Source organism: Pseudomonas silesiensis, from assembly GCF_001661075.1.
Lineage (GTDB): Bacteria > Pseudomonadota > Gammaproteobacteria > Pseudomonadales > Pseudomonadaceae > Aquipseudomonas > Aquipseudomonas silesiensis.
Window position 1 is genome coordinate 5,122,682 of the sequence record NZ_CP014870.1, and the last position, 16,354, is coordinate 5,139,035.

General features: G+C 58.8%; 16 protein-coding genes and 2 pseudogenes. 10 read left to right on the forward strand and 8 right to left on the reverse strand.

What is annotated here, in order from left to right:
- Positions 1 to 108 precede the first annotated feature (108 nt).
- Positions 109 to 378: a hypothetical protein gene (locus tag PMA3_RS22710; RefSeq protein ID WP_064679285.1), complete on the forward strand. Its 270-nt coding sequence runs from the start codon at positions 109 to 111 to the stop codon at positions 376 to 378.
- 118 nt (positions 379 to 496) lie between these two features.
- Here the strand turns inward: PMA3_RS22710 and PMA3_RS22715 are convergent, their stop codons facing one another.
- Positions 497 to 2,062: a carbohydrate porin gene (locus PMA3_RS22715; RefSeq protein WP_064679286.1), complete on the reverse strand. Its 1,566-nt coding sequence runs from the start codon at positions 2,060 to 2,062 to the stop codon at positions 497 to 499.
- Between the two features lie 167 nt (positions 2,063 to 2,229).
- Between PMA3_RS22715 and PMA3_RS22720 the strand changes: the two genes are divergently transcribed.
- The 7 genes from PMA3_RS22720 to PMA3_RS22750 all read left to right on the forward strand — a co-directional run bounded on the left by PMA3_RS22720 (position 2,230) and on the right by PMA3_RS22750 (position 10,079).
- The gene (locus tag PMA3_RS22720) at positions 2,230 to 3,504 is read left to right on the forward strand and encodes an ABC transporter substrate-binding protein (protein WP_064679287.1); all 1,275 of its coding nucleotides are present in this window, start codon (positions 2,230 to 2,232) and stop codon (positions 3,502 to 3,504) included.
- A 21-nt stretch (positions 3,505 to 3,525) separates the two neighbouring features.
- Positions 3,526 to 4,488 (forward strand): carbohydrate ABC transporter permease, encoded by a 963-nt coding sequence (locus PMA3_RS22725; protein WP_064679288.1) that lies wholly within the window; start codon positions 3,526 to 3,528, stop codon positions 4,486 to 4,488.
- Positions 4,485 to 5,327 carry a carbohydrate ABC transporter permease gene (locus PMA3_RS22730; protein WP_064679289.1) on the forward strand — a complete coding sequence of 281 codons (843 nt, stop codon included), beginning with the start codon at positions 4,485 to 4,487 and terminating at the stop codon, positions 5,325 to 5,327. Before PMA3_RS22725 ends, PMA3_RS22730 begins: the two co-directional genes overlap by 4 nt.
- A gap of 27 nt (positions 5,328 to 5,354) precedes the next feature.
- Entirely contained in the window at positions 5,355 to 6,500 is a 1,146-nt protein-coding gene (locus tag PMA3_RS22735) for an ABC transporter ATP-binding protein (protein ID WP_064679290.1), read from the forward strand.
- Complete coding sequence (locus tag PMA3_RS22740) at positions 6,497 to 7,999, forward strand: glycoside hydrolase family 32 protein (protein WP_064679291.1); 1,503 nt, start codon at positions 6,497 to 6,499, stop codon at positions 7,997 to 7,999. Before PMA3_RS22735 ends, PMA3_RS22740 begins: the two co-directional genes overlap by 4 nt.
- A gap of 109 nt (positions 8,000 to 8,108) precedes the next feature.
- Positions 8,109 to 9,101: a LacI family DNA-binding transcriptional regulator gene (locus PMA3_RS22745; RefSeq protein WP_064679292.1), complete on the forward strand. Its 993-nt coding sequence runs from the start codon at positions 8,109 to 8,111 to the stop codon at positions 9,099 to 9,101.
- Positions 9,102 to 9,401: 300 nt separating this feature from the next.
- Positions 9,402 to 10,079, forward strand: coding sequence for a glycosyltransferase family 25 protein (locus PMA3_RS22750; RefSeq protein ID WP_237140659.1), 678 nt, complete (start codon positions 9,402 to 9,404; stop codon positions 10,077 to 10,079).
- Between the two features lie 20 nt (positions 10,080 to 10,099).
- Here the strand turns inward: PMA3_RS22750 and tam are convergent, their stop codons facing one another.
- The gene (tam, locus tag PMA3_RS22755; RefSeq protein WP_064679293.1) at positions 10,100 to 10,870 is read right to left on the reverse strand and encodes a trans-aconitate 2-methyltransferase; all 771 of its coding nucleotides are present in this window, start codon (positions 10,868 to 10,870) and stop codon (positions 10,100 to 10,102) included.
- A gap of 300 nt (positions 10,871 to 11,170) precedes the next feature.
- Between tam and PMA3_RS22760 the strand changes: the two genes are divergently transcribed.
- Positions 11,171 to 11,581 carry a low affinity iron permease family protein gene (locus PMA3_RS22760; RefSeq protein WP_064679294.1) on the forward strand — a complete coding sequence of 137 codons (411 nt, stop codon included), beginning with the start codon at positions 11,171 to 11,173 and terminating at the stop codon, positions 11,579 to 11,581.
- Positions 11,582 to 11,642: 61 nt separating this feature from the next.
- On the opposite strand, the gene PMA3_RS22765 is transcribed toward PMA3_RS22760, so the two are convergent.
- From PMA3_RS22765 to PMA3_RS22780, 5 genes and pseudogenes are all read right to left on the reverse strand, one after another.
- Entirely contained in the window at positions 11,643 to 12,146 is a 504-nt protein-coding gene (locus PMA3_RS22765; protein ID WP_064679295.1) for a DUF4142 domain-containing protein, read from the reverse strand.
- Between the two features lie 73 nt (positions 12,147 to 12,219).
- Entirely contained in the window at positions 12,220 to 12,378 is a 159-nt protein-coding gene (locus PMA3_RS31075) for a KGG domain-containing protein (protein ID WP_082930399.1), read from the reverse strand.
- Positions 12,379 to 12,493: 115 nt separating this feature from the next.
- Positions 12,494 to 13,843, reverse strand: a complete 1,350-nt coding sequence (locus PMA3_RS22770; RefSeq protein ID WP_064679296.1) for a sensor domain-containing protein — start codon at positions 13,841 to 13,843, stop codon at positions 12,494 to 12,496.
- Positions 13,844 to 13,928: 85 nt separating this feature from the next.
- Positions 13,929 to 14,567 carry a LysE family translocator gene (locus tag PMA3_RS22775; RefSeq protein WP_064679297.1) on the reverse strand — a complete coding sequence of 213 codons (639 nt, stop codon included), beginning with the start codon at positions 14,565 to 14,567 and terminating at the stop codon, positions 13,929 to 13,931.
- A gap of 141 nt (positions 14,568 to 14,708) precedes the next feature.
- A pseudogene (locus PMA3_RS22780) lies at positions 14,709 to 14,876 on the reverse strand (addiction module antidote protein); the annotation flags it as partial.
- An 18-nt stretch (positions 14,877 to 14,894) separates the two neighbouring features.
- Here PMA3_RS22780 and PMA3_RS22785 point away from each other — a divergent pair.
- A pseudogene (locus PMA3_RS22785) lies at positions 14,895 to 15,086 on the forward strand (MFS transporter); the annotation flags it as partial.
- Here PMA3_RS22785 and yiaY read toward each other — a convergent pair.
- Positions 15,083 to 16,231 carry an L-threonine dehydrogenase gene (gene yiaY, locus PMA3_RS22790; protein ID WP_064679299.1) on the reverse strand — a complete coding sequence of 383 codons (1,149 nt, stop codon included), beginning with the start codon at positions 16,229 to 16,231 and terminating at the stop codon, positions 15,083 to 15,085. The pseudogene PMA3_RS22785 and the gene yiaY overlap by 4 nt on opposite strands.
- Positions 16,232 to 16,354 lie beyond the last annotated feature (123 nt).

Below are 16,354 nucleotides of genomic sequence, written 5' to 3' on the forward strand. Positions count from 1 at the left end.
TCTGCCGGTTTTACCGTTGTCCGGTTCGCCAACCTGCGTACAGCTACCACCCAATTGTTTGGCGACGATTGAGTGGTAGGTCTTCAACCTACAAACGGTAAATCACTCATGAAAGAATATATGGCTTTAACCAGCAACGCCGACGACCTTCCCTCGCTGTATGTAAACACCACCCAGCCGCTGCATTCACTGCTCAGCACCGCCCGTTACAGAATTGGTGCGGTGACACAGGTCCTGGAAAACCTGGCAATGCGCGGCGACATTTCCACGGACTCGGTGATACTCAGTGACTTCGCCTTGCTTTGCTGTATCCCCTTGCGCGATGGCTGCGATGTTCTGGATATCGTTGCGCGACGGATGGATGCGCAACCGTCTTGATGTCATCACGCGACAATTAATGCGATAAAACCCAAAAAAGGGCAGATGACCTTTAGCGTCACCTGCCCTTTTTTGCATCAGCGAGTCGAGACGGTAACCAACCGCGGGAATGGCACGATCAGAACCAGGTTTCCATCTGTATGCCGTACTGCCATACACCGCCGGCATTGAAGTCCGACTTGCCGAAGTTGTCTGTGGAACTGTATCTGTCCAGATCCGAAGACCAGTCCATGAGACTTGCAAACACTCGCAATTCGGGGCGTGTGAGGAGGTCTCCAACGTCGGGTTTGAATGTCGGGGCGATCGTGAATTTCCAGAAGTTACCGTCGACCGCATTACGTTGCATGTAGCCCTTGGGGTCGAGGTCCATGGTTTGCCAGCTCATCTCGTAGGCCATCTCGAAATTGCTGTTGATTGCATTGGCCAACCGCACGTTCAGGGTCATCCAGCGGTAGTCGTCACCCTTTACGTATCTGTCCTTGCTCTGTTCTGCCAACAAGCTGGGGCCGATGCGCCAGCCGGGTGCAATGGGTGTCTCACCGTAAAGCGCCAGGCGCAGCGCGCGCGCATCGTCGATCAGTTCGCCATCCGAGCCGATGTTCTTGACCTCGGCTCCCAGACCTTGACCATAGAGCAGTGCCGTCTTGAAGAAGCCTTCCCTGCCGAAAAAGTCTTTCTGGTGATTGGCCAGCATGCTGTGCAAACCAGAATCCGCAGGCGTCAGCCCCGCTTCATTGGTGCGGGTGCCGATATCGTTTTTCTTTGAGCCAATGCCATTGAACATCCACTGCCACTGACCACTGTCGAAGAACTGGTTGGAGGTCAGGATGTAGCTTTCCACATCGGCATTGATACCGCCCTCACTAAAGTCCCCGTAGTTACGCCCGACCAAGGAGTAGTTCGAGCGCCAGTTCTTGTTCATCTGCACATCGTAGATTCCACCCCCGGTGCCGGCCAGAAAGACGACATCCGAGTCCAGCCAGTGGATATCGAAATTGTCCCTATCGAATCGCTTGCCTGCCCACAGCGTGGAATTTTCGAACACGGAGTTACCCTTGAAGGCGGCGAGATGATCGAGTTCGGTAAATACCTGACGCACGTTCAGGTTGCTCTCGTCGGCCGTCCAGTCATTGGAGCTCTCCACACCGTCGGCGATGGACACCGTGAATTTGGAGCGGGTGCCGTTCTGCGCAAGGATTTCTTTCGAGAGATCGATGCGCATGTAGGTGTCGTCTTCGTTACCGAGGCGCCCGACTGCACCACCGACTGAACCGGCAGGGGTTGTGTAAGGGCCGCCACGACCACCACCCAGCTCATCATTCATCAGCAATCCGGAACGCGCGTAGCCCTTGAAGCTGAAGCCGTCAGTCAGGTGTCCGCTGCTGCCCTGCTTTTCGATGCTTTGCTGACGGGCTTCGATTTTTGCCAGTCGGGTGTCCAAAGCTGGTGCCGATATAACCGCTGCAGTAGACGCAGCGGGCTGCAAGGCGGGGGTGGACAGTTTGATCTGCTGCAATTCCCTGGCGAGTGCCCGGGTTTGCTGTTCGGCTAGGGCTGCACGATTTTCCGCTGCGCTGGCACGGGCTTCAAACGCGGCCATGCGTTCTTCCAGAGTCGCGGCCTGAGAGGTCGCCGCCGATGTGCCGAGCACGCCTGCGAGTAGCCAGCTTGATGCTTTTTGCATGTGGATTTCCTGTTTTGTTTTTATTGTGTTGTTCCCGCGACCGGCCATTTTTCGTGAGTTGCGAATTGTCGCAATCGACGAAAAAAAGGGTGCCACATCGCAAATACGCTGCTACATTTGGCGATGTTAACGTTAACTTTTCTAAAAACAAAAATAAAGGGGGCTCTATGAAACAGCTGAAATCTCTCCTTCCAGCAGTACTGCTCACCCTCTGTGCCGGACTTCCATCCGTGTCGAGCGCGGTGGATTTGACGATCTCGTGCGGTGCGGTGGGTGCGGAGCTGCAGCTCTGCAAGGAGGCTGTCGAGGCGTGGTCGAAACAGACCGGCCACAACGTCGAGGTGGTTTCCACGCCTAATTCGGCGACCGAGAGGTTGTCGTTTTACCAACAGATCCTCAGTGCGCAGTCCGCCGACATCGACATCATTCAAATCGATATGGTGTGGCCGGGAATGCTGGCCAAACATCTGATGGATCTGCGCGAGGTGCTTCCCGCCAACGCTACCCAAGGCTATTTCCAGGCACAGGTCGATAACGCCACGGTGAACGGTCGGCTGGTGACGATGCCGTGGTTCACCGATTCAGGCCTGCTGTACTACCGCAAGGACTTGCTCGATAAGTACGACAAGCAGGTTCCCCAGACCTGGGAGGAAATGACCGCGACCGCCAGGGATGTTCAGCAAGCCGAGCGCAACGCCGGGAACACCAATGTGTGGGGTTACATCTTTCAGGGACGCGCCTACGAGGGCCTGACGTGTAATGCGCTGGAGTGGATCAGCAGCCAACCGGAAGGCGGACTGGTCAATCCACGAGGAGACATCGTGGTCAACAGTCAGGCCTCAAGGGCTGCTTTGACCCTGGCGAAAAGCTGGGTGGGTGACATCTCCCCGCGCGGCGTACTCAATTACACCGAGGAAGAAGGACGTGGCGTATTCCAGTCGGGAAATGCGCTGTTCATGCGTAACTGGCCTTATGTCTGGGCCCTGGTGCAAAGCCAGGACAGTGCCGTAAAAGACAAGGTCGGGGTCGCTCCCCTGCCCCGGGGCGGCACGACCGGCACCCATGCTTCCACCCTCGGTGGGTGGGGCCTGGCGGTGTCGCGTTACAGCGCCCATCCAACACTTGCCGCAGAGTTGGTGAGCTACCTGACCAGTGCGCAACAGCAAAAACATCGTGCTCTGGTTGCCGCCTATAACCCGGTGATCGAGTCGCTGTATCAAGATCCCGAGCTGCTCGCGGCAATGCCTTATTACAGTCAGCTCCACAGCATTCTCAACGATGGGGTGATGCGCCCCGCCTCAATCACCGCCGATCGCTATCCAAGGGTCTCCAATGCGTTCTTCGATCGAGTGCATGGCGTGCTGGCGGGCGAGTTGCCTGTCGATCAGGCGCTGGCCGAACTGGAAAGCGAACTCACGCGCATCAAACGCCGGAACTGGTAAGCCACAAGGAAGGAAATCACCATGTCTGTCTCTACTACCCACGCCCCCTGCGACGAGCGCCTGCTCACCAGGGAAACGCCTGTACAGCGTCGCCGAGTACGCGCCGCCTGGCTGTTTCTGACACCGATGTTGCTGTGTCTGGCCCTGGTGGCGGCCTGGCCGCTACTGCGGACATTCTGGTTCAGCCTGACCGATGCCAACCTGGCGGACACCCGTGGCGGATCCTTTGTAGGCTTGAGCAATTATCTGTTCCACAACGGTTCCAGCTGGTCGGGCATCCTGGTCGATCCACAATGGTGGAACGCTGTGCGCAACACCTTGCATTTCACCGTGGTGTCGGTGGGACTGGAAGTCGTCCTGGGACTGCTGGTGGCGTTGCTGCTGAATATCAGGTTCACCGGCCGTTCCCTGGTGCGTGCGTTGATTCTGATTCCCTGGGCGATTCCTACCATCGTCTCGGCGAAGATCTGGTCATGGATGCTGAACGACCAGTTCGGCATCATCAATCACATGATGCTGAGCGTCGGCCTGATTGATGCCCCCCTGGCCTGGACGGCAGATGCGGATCTGTCGATGTGGGCGGTGATCATCGTCGACGTCTGGAAGACCGTACCTTTTGTCACGCTACTGATGCTGGCTGCCTTGCAGATGTTGCCGAGCGATTGCTACGAAGCCGCCAGGGTCGATGGCATTCATCCGCTGAAAGTGTTCTGGCGTGTCACGCTTCCACTGCTGATGCCTGCATTGTTGGTGGCGGCGATCTTCCGCATCCTCGATTCCCTGCGGGTATTCGACGTCATCTATGTGCTGACCTCGAACTCTTCGAGCACCATGAGCATGTCGGTCTATGCCCGCCAGCATCTGGTGGAGTTCCAGGATGTGGGCTATGGCAGCGCGGCCTCGACCCTGCTGTTTCTGGTCGTTGCGGTGATCGCCATGCTTTATCTCTACCTCGGACGCCGTCAACTGGAGGTTCGCTCATGAACCAGCGCCTACTCAAAAAAGCGCTGTTGCGCATCGGCTTCTGGTGTCTGATCGGGGTTTTGCTGCTGTATGCGGTCTTCCCTTTCTATTACGCCATCGTGACTTCGCTGAAGCCGTCCAGTGCCTTGTTCGAGGTGAGCTACTGGATCGCAAGCCCCGACTTCTCCAATTACGCGGCGATACTCCACCAAGCCTCATTCCTGCGGGCTATCAGTAACTCGCTGTTGGTTGCGCTGTGCGTGGTGACGCTGGCGCTGTTCCTGAGTGTGACTGCCGCCTATGCCTTGGGAAGGGTGAAGTTCCGTGGGCGTGGCACGGTGTTGATGATGGTTTTAGGCGTGTCGATGTTTCCCCAGGTCGCTGTGCTGTCGGGGCTGTTCGAAGTGATCCGCGCCCTGGGACTGTACAACACGTCTTTGGCGTTGATCCTGAGCTACACGATTTTCACCCTGCCCTTCACCGTCTGGGTGCTGACCACGTTCATGGGACAACTGCCCCATGAACTGGAAGAAGCGGCAATCATGGATGGCGCTTCGCCTTGGGTCACGCTGACCCGGGTGCTACTGCCGCTGCTCTGGCCCGCACTGGTCACCACGGGCTTGTTGGCCTTCATCGCCGCATGGAACGAGTTCCTGTTTGCCCTGACCTTCACCCTCACCGACACGCAACGCACGGTGCCGGTGGCCATCGCCTTGATTTCCGGTGGGAGCCCCCATGAGCTGCCTTGGGGGCTGTTGATGGCCGCATCGGTGGTGGTCACCGTCCCACTGGTGATTCTGGTGCTGATCTTCCAGCGCCGAATCGTTTCCGGTCTCACTGCCGGCGCGTTAAAGGGTTGATGCCCAACAACTACAAGGAACAGCATCGTGATCAAGTTGAAGCTAGACAACGTGAACAAACAATTGGGCGGCGCGCGGATTCTTCGCGACGTCAGCCTGGAGATCGCCGCGGGTGAATTCGTGGTGTTCGTTGGTCCTTCGGGCTGCGGCAAGTCGACGCTGCTGCGACTGATCGCCGGACTGGATTCGATCTGCGGCGGCGACCTGCTGATCGACGGGCGACGGGTCAACGACCTGGAGCCGCGCGAGCGTGGCGTCGGCATGGTGTTTCAGTCTTATGCGCTGTACCCGCACATGAGCGTCTACGACAACATCAGCTTTGGTCTCAAACTGGCCAAGACGGAAAAGAGCAGCCTGCGCGAGCGCGTGCTGAAAACGGCGCAAATCCTGCAGTTGGACAAACTGCTGCAACGCAAGCCAAAGGAACTGTCTGGAGGGCAGCGTCAGCGCGTGGCCATGGGCAGAGCCATGGCGCGGGAACCGGACATTTTGTTGTTCGATGAGCCGCTTTCCAACCTGGATGCGTCCTTGCGCGTGCAGATGCGCAACGAAATTGCCCGGCTGCATGCCCGACTGGGCTCGACCATGATCTACGTCACCCACGATCAGGTCGAAGCCATGACCCTGGCCGACAAAATTGTCGTGCTCAACGGTGGTCGCGTAGAACAGTTCGGCTCACCGCGCGAACTCTATGAACGTCCGGCCAGCCGCTTTGTCGCCGGTTTTCTCGGTTCGCCCCGGATGAATTTTCTGCCGGCACGCCTGCAAGCGCCAGGCGAAACCAGCCTGGTCGATACCCTCGTATGGGGTATCACGCCCCTGCCCTTCGACAGCTCGAAGCTGGCGGCAGGTACGCAGCTGACCTTGGGGATTCGCCCAGAGCACCTGTCGCTCAAGGCGGCGGATGGAACCGCCGGCGTGGTCGTGACCGCCGTCGAATACCTGGGCAGCGAAACCTATGTGCACCTCGAGACAGGTCAGGACGAGTCACTGATCTGTCGTTGCGAGGTCAGCGCCGGATGGCAGGCAGGCGATCGGGTCGAGCTGCAGCTGGACATCGACAACCTGCACCTGTTCGACGCCGACGGCATGGCCTTGAAGCGCCACCCACAAGCCATTGAGATCCTGCCGGATGGCGTCTCTGCGCGCCCGGTACGAGCACGCGCCCTATGACCTTGTCTTTGAATACCATGAGCGATCCAATGCCTTCTTCCCTTGACCTGGCCCAACGTGCGCTGAGTGACGGCCTGTCTCGCGTCATCCACGATTATCGACCCGGTTATCATCTTGCCCCTCAAGTGGGCTGGATGAACGACCCTAACGGGGTGGTGTACTTTCGTGGCGAATATCACGTTTTCTATCAACATTACCCCTTCGAAGCGAAATGGGGCCCGATGTATTGGGGGCACGCCAAGAGTGCCGATCTGGTTCATTGGCAGCACCTGCCCATTGCGCTGGCACCCGGCGATGACTTCGACCGTGACGGTTGTTTTTCCGGTAGCGCGGTGGTGTGTGGAGATACCCTGGCACTGATCTACACCGGACACACCTGGCTGGGGGACGTGGGGGACGAACGCTCGATCCGTCAAGTCCAGTGCCTGGCCACCAGCGTCGACGGCATCCGGTTCGTCAAGCATGGCGCAGTCATCGAGACCGCGCCGCAAGACACGATCATGCACTTTCGTGACCCCAAGGTATGGCAGGAGGATGACTATTGGTACCTCATTGCCGGCGCACGTCTGGGCGATATGCCGCTGCTCCCGCTGTACCGTTCCACGGATCTGCACGTCTGGGAGTTCCTTGACTATGTGTCCAGCGGCAGCGAGGGCGATGGCTATATGTGGGAGTGTCCGGATCTGTTTCGACTGAACGGACGCGATGTGCTGCTGTACTCCCCCCAAGGCATGCCACCCCAAGGTTACGATCGGCTCAACAAGTACCAGACGGGTTACCGGGTGGGCCGACTCGACAACGAGTGGCACTTCACTGGCGGGCCGTTTATCGAGCTGGATAACGGCCACGATTTCTATGCAGCGCAGACGCTATTGGCCGCCGATGGTCGGCGCCTTGTGTGGGCGTGGCTCGACATGTGGGAAAGCCCGATGCCGAGCCAGGCCCATCACTGGTGCGGCATGCTCGGTTTGCCGCGCGAACTTGAACTGCACGCCGATCGTCTTTGCGTGTATCCGGCACGGGAACTTACCGATCTGCGCAAGGCGCCATTGCCGAGCACGCCGTGGTGGGAGGAGTCGGGAACCCGGTGGGTGCCGGAAGTGAATGGCGATATGCTCGAAATCCATGTGCACCTGGATGTGCTCGGCTGCACCGACGGCCACCTGGGAATCGCCTTGCGCTGCAGCGACGATGGCCATGAACAAACCCTGCTCTACTACGATGCGGCGTTGCAGCGCCTGGTACTTGACCGCAGCCGCTCGGGTGCGCAAGTCACAGGTCAGCGCAGCGTGTCGATAGACCCGACACAAGAGCGACTGGCACTGCGTGTGTTCCTCGATCGCTCGTCCATTGAGGTGTTCGACGAAAACGGGCGCTTCAGCCTCAGCAGTCGCCTCTATCCGCGGCCCGACAGTCTGGGCGTGAAGCTGTTTAACCACGGGAGTGGCGGGCGTGTCTCGATTCCCAAGGCATGGCCTCTCGACTCTGGATGGTTGTGAGCGGTGGATGGCTGTGAGCGGTGGATGGCTACGAGCAGCGTCATTCGAGTCGCGAGAAGCCCGGGCCCTGTGTCATGATCCTGCGTCAACCTGACCGGCCTTGCCTCGCATGACTTCAGTGAAAGACGTTGCACAGCTGGCCGGCGTGTCCCTGATGACGGTTTCTCGAGCGCTCAACAATCCGGAAAAACTGAGCCCCGAAACCCTTCAGCGGGTGCGTCGCGCCATTGATGAACTGCAATTCGTACCGAGCCTGTCGGCGCGCAAGATGCGCGGCGACAACCTCCAGTCGCGCACCATCGGTGTGTTCGCGCTGGATACCGCGACCACACCGTTCGCGGTCGAGTTGCTGCTGTCCATCGAACAGACCGCGCAGCAAGCTGGCTGGAATGTCTTTATCCTTAACCTCTTGAGCAACCCGCCCACCGACCAGAACATCGACCTGATGTTGTCGCACCGTCCCGACGGGTTGATCTTCAGCGCCATGGGTTTTCGCCAGGTGTGCATTCCCGAGCGCTTGAAGAGCAAACCCCTGGTACTCGCCAATTGCCTGGCCGATGACAGTAGCCTGGTGAGTTATGTGCCAGACGACGAAACGGGGCAGTATCGAGCCGTACATCACGCGTTGAGCCAGGGCTATCGGCGGCCTCTGTGCATCAATCTGCCAAAACAGAGTCTGGCCTGGGATCTGCGACAAAAAGGCCTGCAGCGTGCCTGTAAGGCATTCGGACTGGCGCCTGACGCGCTCCTGCAATACGACCTTTCCGATCATGACGCCTATGGTGAAACCGCAGCCATCCTCGACCGGCACATCATTGATGGTCGCCCCCAATTCGATATTCTGATCTGTGGAAACGACCGCATTGCCTTTTGTGCCTATCAGCTGTTGTTGGGCCGTGGCCTGAAAATTCCCGACGATGTCGCCGTGCTCGGCTATGACAACATGATCGGTATTGCCGAGCTGTTCATCCCGCCGCTGACCACGGTGCAACTGCCGTACTACGAGATCGGTCGCCAGGCTGCCCGGCACCTGATCGAGACCCTCGCCGTATCCGGAGCCCAGCCAGTTGATTGTCCATTGGTGGTCAGGGCATCGCTATAAGATTTGGTTGATTCTGCGTGACGAGTGGCCTTCACCCACGCCACTCCATTTTCAGTCACATCTCAGGATGGTTTTGACGGTCCTTTCGCGTCACCTGTCCTTTTTTTGCATAAGCGAATCACGACGGTAAACAACCGCGGGAACGGTAGCAGTCCCAAGCCATCGTCCTACTTCTGAACCGTGTCGCCTCTGGTAACAAGTTACTTTGGTGAGGGTGTATCAGGTTTGACATAATTTTGACTCATAGAAATAGAAGGCCTTGTAGCCAGGGCTTTCGGCGCATGTTTTGGGAGTGGGTGGGTGTCACAAAGCACTACGGCTGTAAGCGAAAAAATTGAATTTGCGGTGGATGACGTTTATTGCATATCTCTCAGGGATCGCTCGGATCGACGGGAATTGTTCAGGCAATCAGTGCAAAGCCTGATTAAAAACCGGGTGACCTTTCACGTCGTGGAAAAGCATCCTGACCCTGTTCGTGGCTGCTATGAGTCGCACCAAGCGCTGGCCAGGCTTGCCCTGGAGCGCGGACTGGCCAGGATTTTGATCTTTGAAGACGACGTAGCACCGTATGAGTTGAAGTCTGCACCTGTGCGCTGGATCAACCGATTCATACTGACCCGCCGTTTCCAGGCGCTGCACTTGGGCTACAGCATGGGCCGAACCTGGCTGACCTGGTTCCCGTTCATCGCCCGAGGACGCGTTGTGGCTCTGCACGCTTACATCCTCTCGCGGGAAGGTTGCCAAGTCTTGGTGGACACGCCCTACAGCGGCATGCCCGTTGATGTGATGTTCAAGAAGCGCATCAAGCAGCACTGCGCGTTTCCCATGTTATTTCGTCAGCATGGCGCGGCCCGGACGGGTAGCGACATCGAGACTGAGGTGAAAAACGAGGATGAATGGTGGCAGCGTAATTGGGACAAGCATCGGGTATCGCCTGTTAAAAACTTTTGGCGAACGATGCTCAGATTGAATTTTTGATGGTTGATGTAGGAGCGGTATCAACGGGTCGCGACGATAAACAATCGCGGGAACGGCAGTAGCACCGAGCCATCGGCCAGCGCCGGGTAAGCCCGCTCGATGGCCGCCTGATATTGCTTGAGGTACTGCGCCCGCTCCACCTCATTCAGCGGCTCGAGAAACGGCCGCAAACCGCTGCCCTTGAACCACTCGACCACACCAGAAGCGCCGCCCGCGAGCGGGTGGTGGTACGTCGTGCGCCACACATCGACCCGGGAACAATGAGGTCGCAGCATCGAGTAGTAATCGCTGGCACTTTCCATTTCCGCCCGCTGCCCGGCGACGCCCGCCAGTTTGCCGACCCAGGGGCCATCGGCTGCGACTTCGCGCATCAAGTGGTGGGAGGGTTCATTGAGGTTGTCCGGCATCTGGATCGCCAGGCTGCCACCGGGCGCCAGTTTGTTCACCAATGCCGGCAGCAGCTTCCCGTGATCCGGCAGCCATTGCAGCACTGCGTTGGCAAAGATCACATCGAAGGGGCCACTCTCGCTCCAGGTATCAATGTCAGCGGTATCGAATTGCACCTGCGGCAAACGCTGGCGGGCGGCCTCGATCATGTCGGTCGAACTGTCCAGCCCGCGCACCGTGGCGTTGGGGAAGCGTTCCACCAGCAATTCGGTGGAGTTACCGGGGCCGCAACCGATGTCGATGGCCGAGCGCACGCCAGTGCCGGGAATGGCAGCCAGCAGGTCACGGGCCGGGCGCGTGCGTTCATCTTCAAAAGCGACGTATTGTTTGGCGGACCAACTCATTGCGTTCTCCTGACGGTGCGTTTCTGCAAAACGGGGTCACCAAGATACAGCGCTCCCGTCGATCTGACCTCCCCTGAAGATGTATGGGTTGATTGCAAGGCGCGCCATCGCGCCCGGCCATTCAGTTTGAAAAAACCGGCCTGATGGGCTGGTCTTGCAGTTCGTCGCGATTGATCGCTCTGACGCGATGAGCGTGGAGGCCTTTGGGAAACCGATTTGGACGAACGAGAAATGTAAGCAGAATTTTCAGCATGCCGGCGCTGTCACAAAATCAGGCGCATCCCTATAAGGAACACGGCAATGAAATTCGCAAAAATCTCGCAGAAACTCGCTCTGTGGGCCGGTAGCCCCAAGACCTTCATGGGCGCGTTGATCCTGATTGGTCTGTGGGGTCTGAGTGGGCCGATTTTCGATTACAACGATACCTGGCAACTGATCATCAACACCTCCACCACCATCATCACGTTCCTCATGGTGTTTCTGATCCAGAACACGCAGAACCGTGACACCGACATCCTGCACCTCAAAATCGATGAGTTGTTGCGGGTCAACAAGGAAGCGCGAAATGCGATGCTGGGGCTCGAATTGCTCGATCTCAAGCAACTGGAAGCGTTGCGCAAGCACTATCGCGCCATGGGCGAGAACGAAGTCTTCGAGCTGGAGGGCCTCGTCTCCAACCGCAAGCAAAAGCCGAAGTGGGATGAATGCTGAGCAACAAAAAAACGGCGCCTGACCTGAGTCACGCGCCGTTTATGTTTAACACTGCCAACTCTTAGCGACTGGCTTGCAGTGCCCTGGCCATCTGCAGATGGTTTTGCAGCTTGGGCAGGGTTTCTTCAGCAAAGGCTTTGATTTGCGGCACGTCGGTCGTTTGCGCAGCCTGCTGCAGCTGCTCGATGGCTTCCTGGGTGGTTTTCACCTGACTGGCCGCGTAGGCCTGGTCGAAGCTTGCGTCAGCCTTCACTTCCGGCATCAAGGCCTTGGCCTTGTCGACCACTTCTTCGCGCGGGGCCACAGGCAAATCCAGTTGCTTGGCGATTTTCGCCAGATGCTGGTTGGCGGTGGTGCGGTCGTTGATGACGACGATGGTGTAATCCTTGACCTGTTTGGACTCGGACAACTGGTGCGCCAGGCGACTGGCTTCGATGTCGGCCATGCCTTTGGCCGAGGCATCATTGATGAATTCGGCAGGGGACTGGGCAAACGCACTGCTGGCGAACAGGCCCAGTAACGTGGCAAAACTGGCATTACGTAATCGGGTGGCCATCCGGCTCATGGTCGCGCCCTCCTCTTGAAAAATTCAAGCGGGAGCTTGCGCCCCCGCCTCTCGATCAAAACTACCTCAGCGACTATTTCGATTTCTGACCGCCTTTGCGGCCCATATCGGGTTTCGCAGGGTCTTTTTCGACAGTCGTAGTGGTAGTTTTCCCACCTTTGCGACCCGCTTCAGACGCCTTCGTTCGATCGTTGGCGAAGTTTCCCGAGTTCGAGTTTCTTGAGTTAGGCATGATTCTCTACCTCTTTTGATGAGCGCAACGAGCAAAAGCCCGCCTAGAATCAGAATTTCGAACACCGCAAAGGTTTAGAAAACATAAGATCGCCGCGACGAACGGTGGTGAATGCTCACTCACCGAGTCGCAGGTGCTGCTGGCGTTTGGCGCTGTACATCGCCTCGTCGGCATGCCTGAACAACTGGCTTTCTTCGGTGCCATGCTCGGGGTAGTGCGCAACGCCGATGCTCGGCTGGATATTCACGCTGTGCCCGTCCAGGCGCAAAGGCTGTGAGAGGACCTGGCGGACTTTTTCCGCCACGCTGCCGGCGTCTTCGCTGGCGTGGATGCTGTGCAGCAATACGACAAACTCATCACCGCCGATGCGCGCCACGGTGTCGGTTTCGCGCACGCAGTGCGTGAGCCGATTGGCGACCGCTTGCAGCAGCATGTCGCCCACCGCGTGGCCGTGGGTGTCGTTGACTTCCTTGAAGCGGTCGAGATCGATGTACAACAATCCCATCAGGCCGCCGTCTGCGCGGGCCAGGGCCAATGAAGCCTTGAGCCGCTCACGGAGCAACTCGCGATTGGGCAACTGGGTGAGTTGATCGTACTGGGCCATGCGCTGCAGCCGGGCATGCAATTGCTTGCGTTCGATGGCTGTCGCGACCTGGGCGCAAACGTACTGCAGCAGTTCCTTGTCCTGTTCCGTGTAACGCTCGCCACCGGGCACGCTTTTGACGATCAGCGCACCGATGGTGCCGTTTTGCGAGCTCAACGGCACGCCCAGCCAACAGGACGATTGCTGGTTCGCGACCAGCGCCTCGTACCCGTCAGGCACATTGTCCAGTTCCGGGGTCAGCAGGATCGGCTGACCGCTGCGAATGACTTCGGCGCACAGGCGCCCGGTGATGGTTCCGGGTTGTTCGGGTTGCAGTTCGTGGTCGTCGACGTGATAAGGAAAATTCAGCTGCCCGCAGTGTTCGTCATACAAGGCGACCGAGAAATTCAGTGCCGGCAGCCATTCGCCGATCAGCAAATGGATACGCTGGAACAGCGCCAGCAAATCTTCCGTGGCGTGGGCGGCTTCGGAAATCGCGTACAGCGCCGCTTGTCGGGCTTCGGCCTGTTTGCGTTCGGTAATGTCGCGGGCCACGGCGATACGCAGCTGGTCGACTTCCGACCAGCGGGCCGACCAGAGGATGTGCACCACCTGGCCATCCTTGCGCAGGTAGCGATTCTCGAAGTTGAGCTTGGGCTCGCCGTCCATGATTTCCCGAGCGGCATCGAGGGTGCGCTGCCGATCGGCGGGATGCACCAGATCGATCATCGGCTGCCCGATCAACTCGTCGGGGGTATAGCCGAAAATGCGCTCGCAGGCTGCGCTGACAAAAACGAAGCGACCTTGTTTGTCGACCGCACAGACGGCGTCCAGCAAGAGATCGATGTAGCTCGCCTGGGGCGCTGAATTTCTGGTTGCCATGGTGCGGTGGGCGCTTCCGGACAATGCAGCAATAAAAAACCATCCCTGACCGATCATTACCGCTGACGCGTCCGTGCAATCAGCCTCACGCCTTGTTCGGCATCAGCCCCGGCAATGCATGCACCAGGGCGTTGATGGCGAAACCGATGAACATTACTCCGCACAACCGGGTGATTGCCAGTTCATGCCGTTGATACAGGCTGCGCACCTGCCGCGCGCCGACGATGCCAATGAGGATAGCGTAGGCCATGAGGCCGCCGATGAAGCTCAGGACAATCAACCACGGCAACATTGACCAATGCAACAGTTCTGCCCGGCTCGAGAGCAGCGCGGTAAACGTCGCCACCGCCACCGGATAGGCTTTCGGATTGGTCAGGCCAAACAGAATGCCATGCCAGAACGGCTGCCGCGCCGGGCCTTGAGGCGCTTCGACATGACTGCGACGAGCACGCACCGCGCGCACGCCGAGCCAGAACAGATAGAGGCCGCTGAGCACGCCCAACACATCGAAGGCTGTACTGCCGATTTCCCGCGCACCGACAATCGCGATCAATGCGGTACTGCACCAGACCACATCCCCCAGCAAATGCCCGCAGAGAAACCCTGCCCCGGCCCGCCGGCCATGCGCCGCACCGATGCCGAATACCGCCAGCACCCCCGGCCCTGGCGTAATGCCATAGATAAAGCCCGAGGCGAGAACGGCCATTAGTAGCGATGGGGTCATGGGAAGTCCTTGTCGAGCCTGGATGAATGCGCGCCAGTCTATCTCAGGTCTCCGGGACGGTGGGGCGTTCCTCAAGGTCGGTCTTGACCTGGGGATGCCGCTCGGTTGAACCGAGGGAGATCGGAGGTGTGGTCGTAGGGGTTACAGCGGGGATACGTGCGGTCGAGCGGTCAGGTCGATGCCAAGGGCTCGCATAACGACCAACATGGTTTTGAGCGTGGGATTCCCTTCTTCGCTGAATGAGCGATAAAGCTGCTCACGGGAAAGACCGGTTTCGCGGGCCAACTCGCTCATGCCTTTGGCGCGTGAACGAATAAAAAATTGGCCGGTTCACCGGTCGGCGGCGCGTATGCGATGGCGTTGAGCGGTTTCATTCACCAACTGATGGCTGCGGTCATCGGCGGGATCGCCAGCTTGATCGCCTGGCCGCAGGCCTGGCCACTGTCGTTGTTATGCACCTTGTTGGCGGTGGGCGCGATGCTCTGCGTGGTGCTCGCGCCCAGGGGTAAATCCATCTAGAACGCGCTGCGGAAGATCTCCTCGATCTGCCGCTGATCCGCCACCCGCGGATTGGTCAGGCCACAGGCGTCTTTCAAGGCATTGCTGGCAAGGAGCGGGATGTCGTTGAGTTTGGCACCGAGTTCACGCAAACCGGCGGGGATTTCCACGTCCCTGGACAGGCTGCGGATGGCTGCTATGGCGGCTTGAGCACCCTTTTCCGGGCTGAACCCATGGGTGTCGACGCCCATTGCCCCGGCAACATCGGTCAGGCGATCGGCGCACACCAGCGCGTTGAAGCTTTGCACATGAGGCAAGAGTACGGCGTTGCAGACCCCATGGGGCAAGTCGTAGAAGCCGCCCAGCTGGTGAGCCATGGCGTGGACGTAGCCCAGCGAAGCGTTGTTGAACGCCATGCCGGCGAGGAACTGTGCATACGCCATGTTTTCCCGTGCCGCCAGGTCGCTGCCATTGCTGACGGCCAGGCGCAGGTTGTTGCTGATCAAAGTGATGGCCTTGAGTGCGCAGGCATCGGTGATCGGGTTGGCGGCGGTGGAGACGTAGGCTTCGATCGCATGGGTCAACGCATCCATACCGGTGGCCGCGGTCAGGCCTTTGGGCATGGCGACCATCAGCGCCGGGTCGTTGACCGACAGCAGTGGCGTGACGTTGCGGTCGACGATGGCCATTTTCACGTGTCGGGATTCGTCGGTGATGATGCAGAAGCGGGTCATTTCGCTGGCCGTGCCGGCGGTGGTGTTGATGGCGATCAGCGGCAGTTGTGGTTGGGTGGACTGATCGACGCCTTCATAGTCGCGGATCTGTCCGCCGTTGGTCGCACACAAGGCGATGCCTTTGGCGCAATCATGGGGCGAGCCGCCACCGAGGGACACCACGAAATCACAGCGGCTTTCCTTGAGCAGCCCCAGACCCAGCTCGACGTTGGCGATGCTCGGGTTAGGCTTGGCGCCATCAAAGATCACCGAGTCGATGTCCAGCATCGCCAGCTTCCCGGCAATCATCTTCGCCACGCCGGCCTTGGCCAAGCCGGTATCGGTGACGATCAGCGCCTTGCGAAAGCCGTATTTGCCGATGGCGACCATGGCTTCGTCGAGGCAATCGATGCCCATGATATTCACGGCGGGGATGAAAAACGTGCTGCTCATGAGCGAGTCTCCAGGCTGGGGCCGAATCGGAGGGCCGATCCAGCGGGTACCCACAGGATCGACCCTTCGGTCGCGCAGTAACTTGATCTGGCTCAAGTCCCGGTCGTGATAAAGTCGCCACCC

Coding starts and splice junctions, on each gene's coding strand:
- PMA3_RS22710 (WP_064679285.1), top strand. CDS start 109: ATGAAAGAATATATGGCTTTAACCAGCAACGCCGACGACCTTCCCTCG.
- PMA3_RS22715 (WP_064679286.1), bottom strand. CDS start 2,062: ATGCAAAAAGCATCAAGCTGGCTACTCGCAGGCGTGCTCGGCACATCG.
- PMA3_RS22720 (WP_064679287.1), top strand. CDS start 2,230: ATGAAACAGCTGAAATCTCTCCTTCCAGCAGTACTGCTCACCCTCTGT.
- PMA3_RS22725 (WP_064679288.1), top strand. CDS start 3,526: ATGTCTGTCTCTACTACCCACGCCCCCTGCGACGAGCGCCTGCTCACC.
- PMA3_RS22730 (WP_064679289.1), top strand. CDS start 4,485: ATGAACCAGCGCCTACTCAAAAAAGCGCTGTTGCGCATCGGCTTCTGG.
- PMA3_RS22740 (WP_064679291.1), top strand. CDS start 6,497: ATGACCTTGTCTTTGAATACCATGAGCGATCCAATGCCTTCTTCCCTT.
- PMA3_RS22745 (WP_064679292.1), top strand. CDS start 8,109: ATGACTTCAGTGAAAGACGTTGCACAGCTGGCCGGCGTGTCCCTGATG.
- tam (WP_064679293.1), bottom strand. CDS start 10,870: ATGAGTTGGTCCGCCAAACAATACGTCGCTTTTGAAGATGAACGCACG.
- PMA3_RS22760 (WP_064679294.1), top strand. CDS start 11,171: ATGAAATTCGCAAAAATCTCGCAGAAACTCGCTCTGTGGGCCGGTAGC.
- PMA3_RS22765 (WP_064679295.1), bottom strand. CDS start 12,146: ATGAGCCGGATGGCCACCCGATTACGTAATGCCAGTTTTGCCACGTTA.
- PMA3_RS31075 (WP_082930399.1), bottom strand. CDS start 12,378: ATGCCTAACTCAAGAAACTCGAACTCGGGAAACTTCGCCAACGATCGA.
- PMA3_RS22770 (WP_064679296.1), bottom strand. CDS start 13,843: ATGGCAACCAGAAATTCAGCGCCCCAGGCGAGCTACATCGATCTCTTG.
- PMA3_RS22775 (WP_064679297.1), bottom strand. CDS start 14,567: ATGACCCCATCGCTACTAATGGCCGTTCTCGCCTCGGGCTTTATCTAT.
- yiaY (WP_064679299.1), bottom strand. CDS start 16,231: ATGAGCAGCACGTTTTTCATCCCCGCCGTGAATATCATGGGCATCGAT.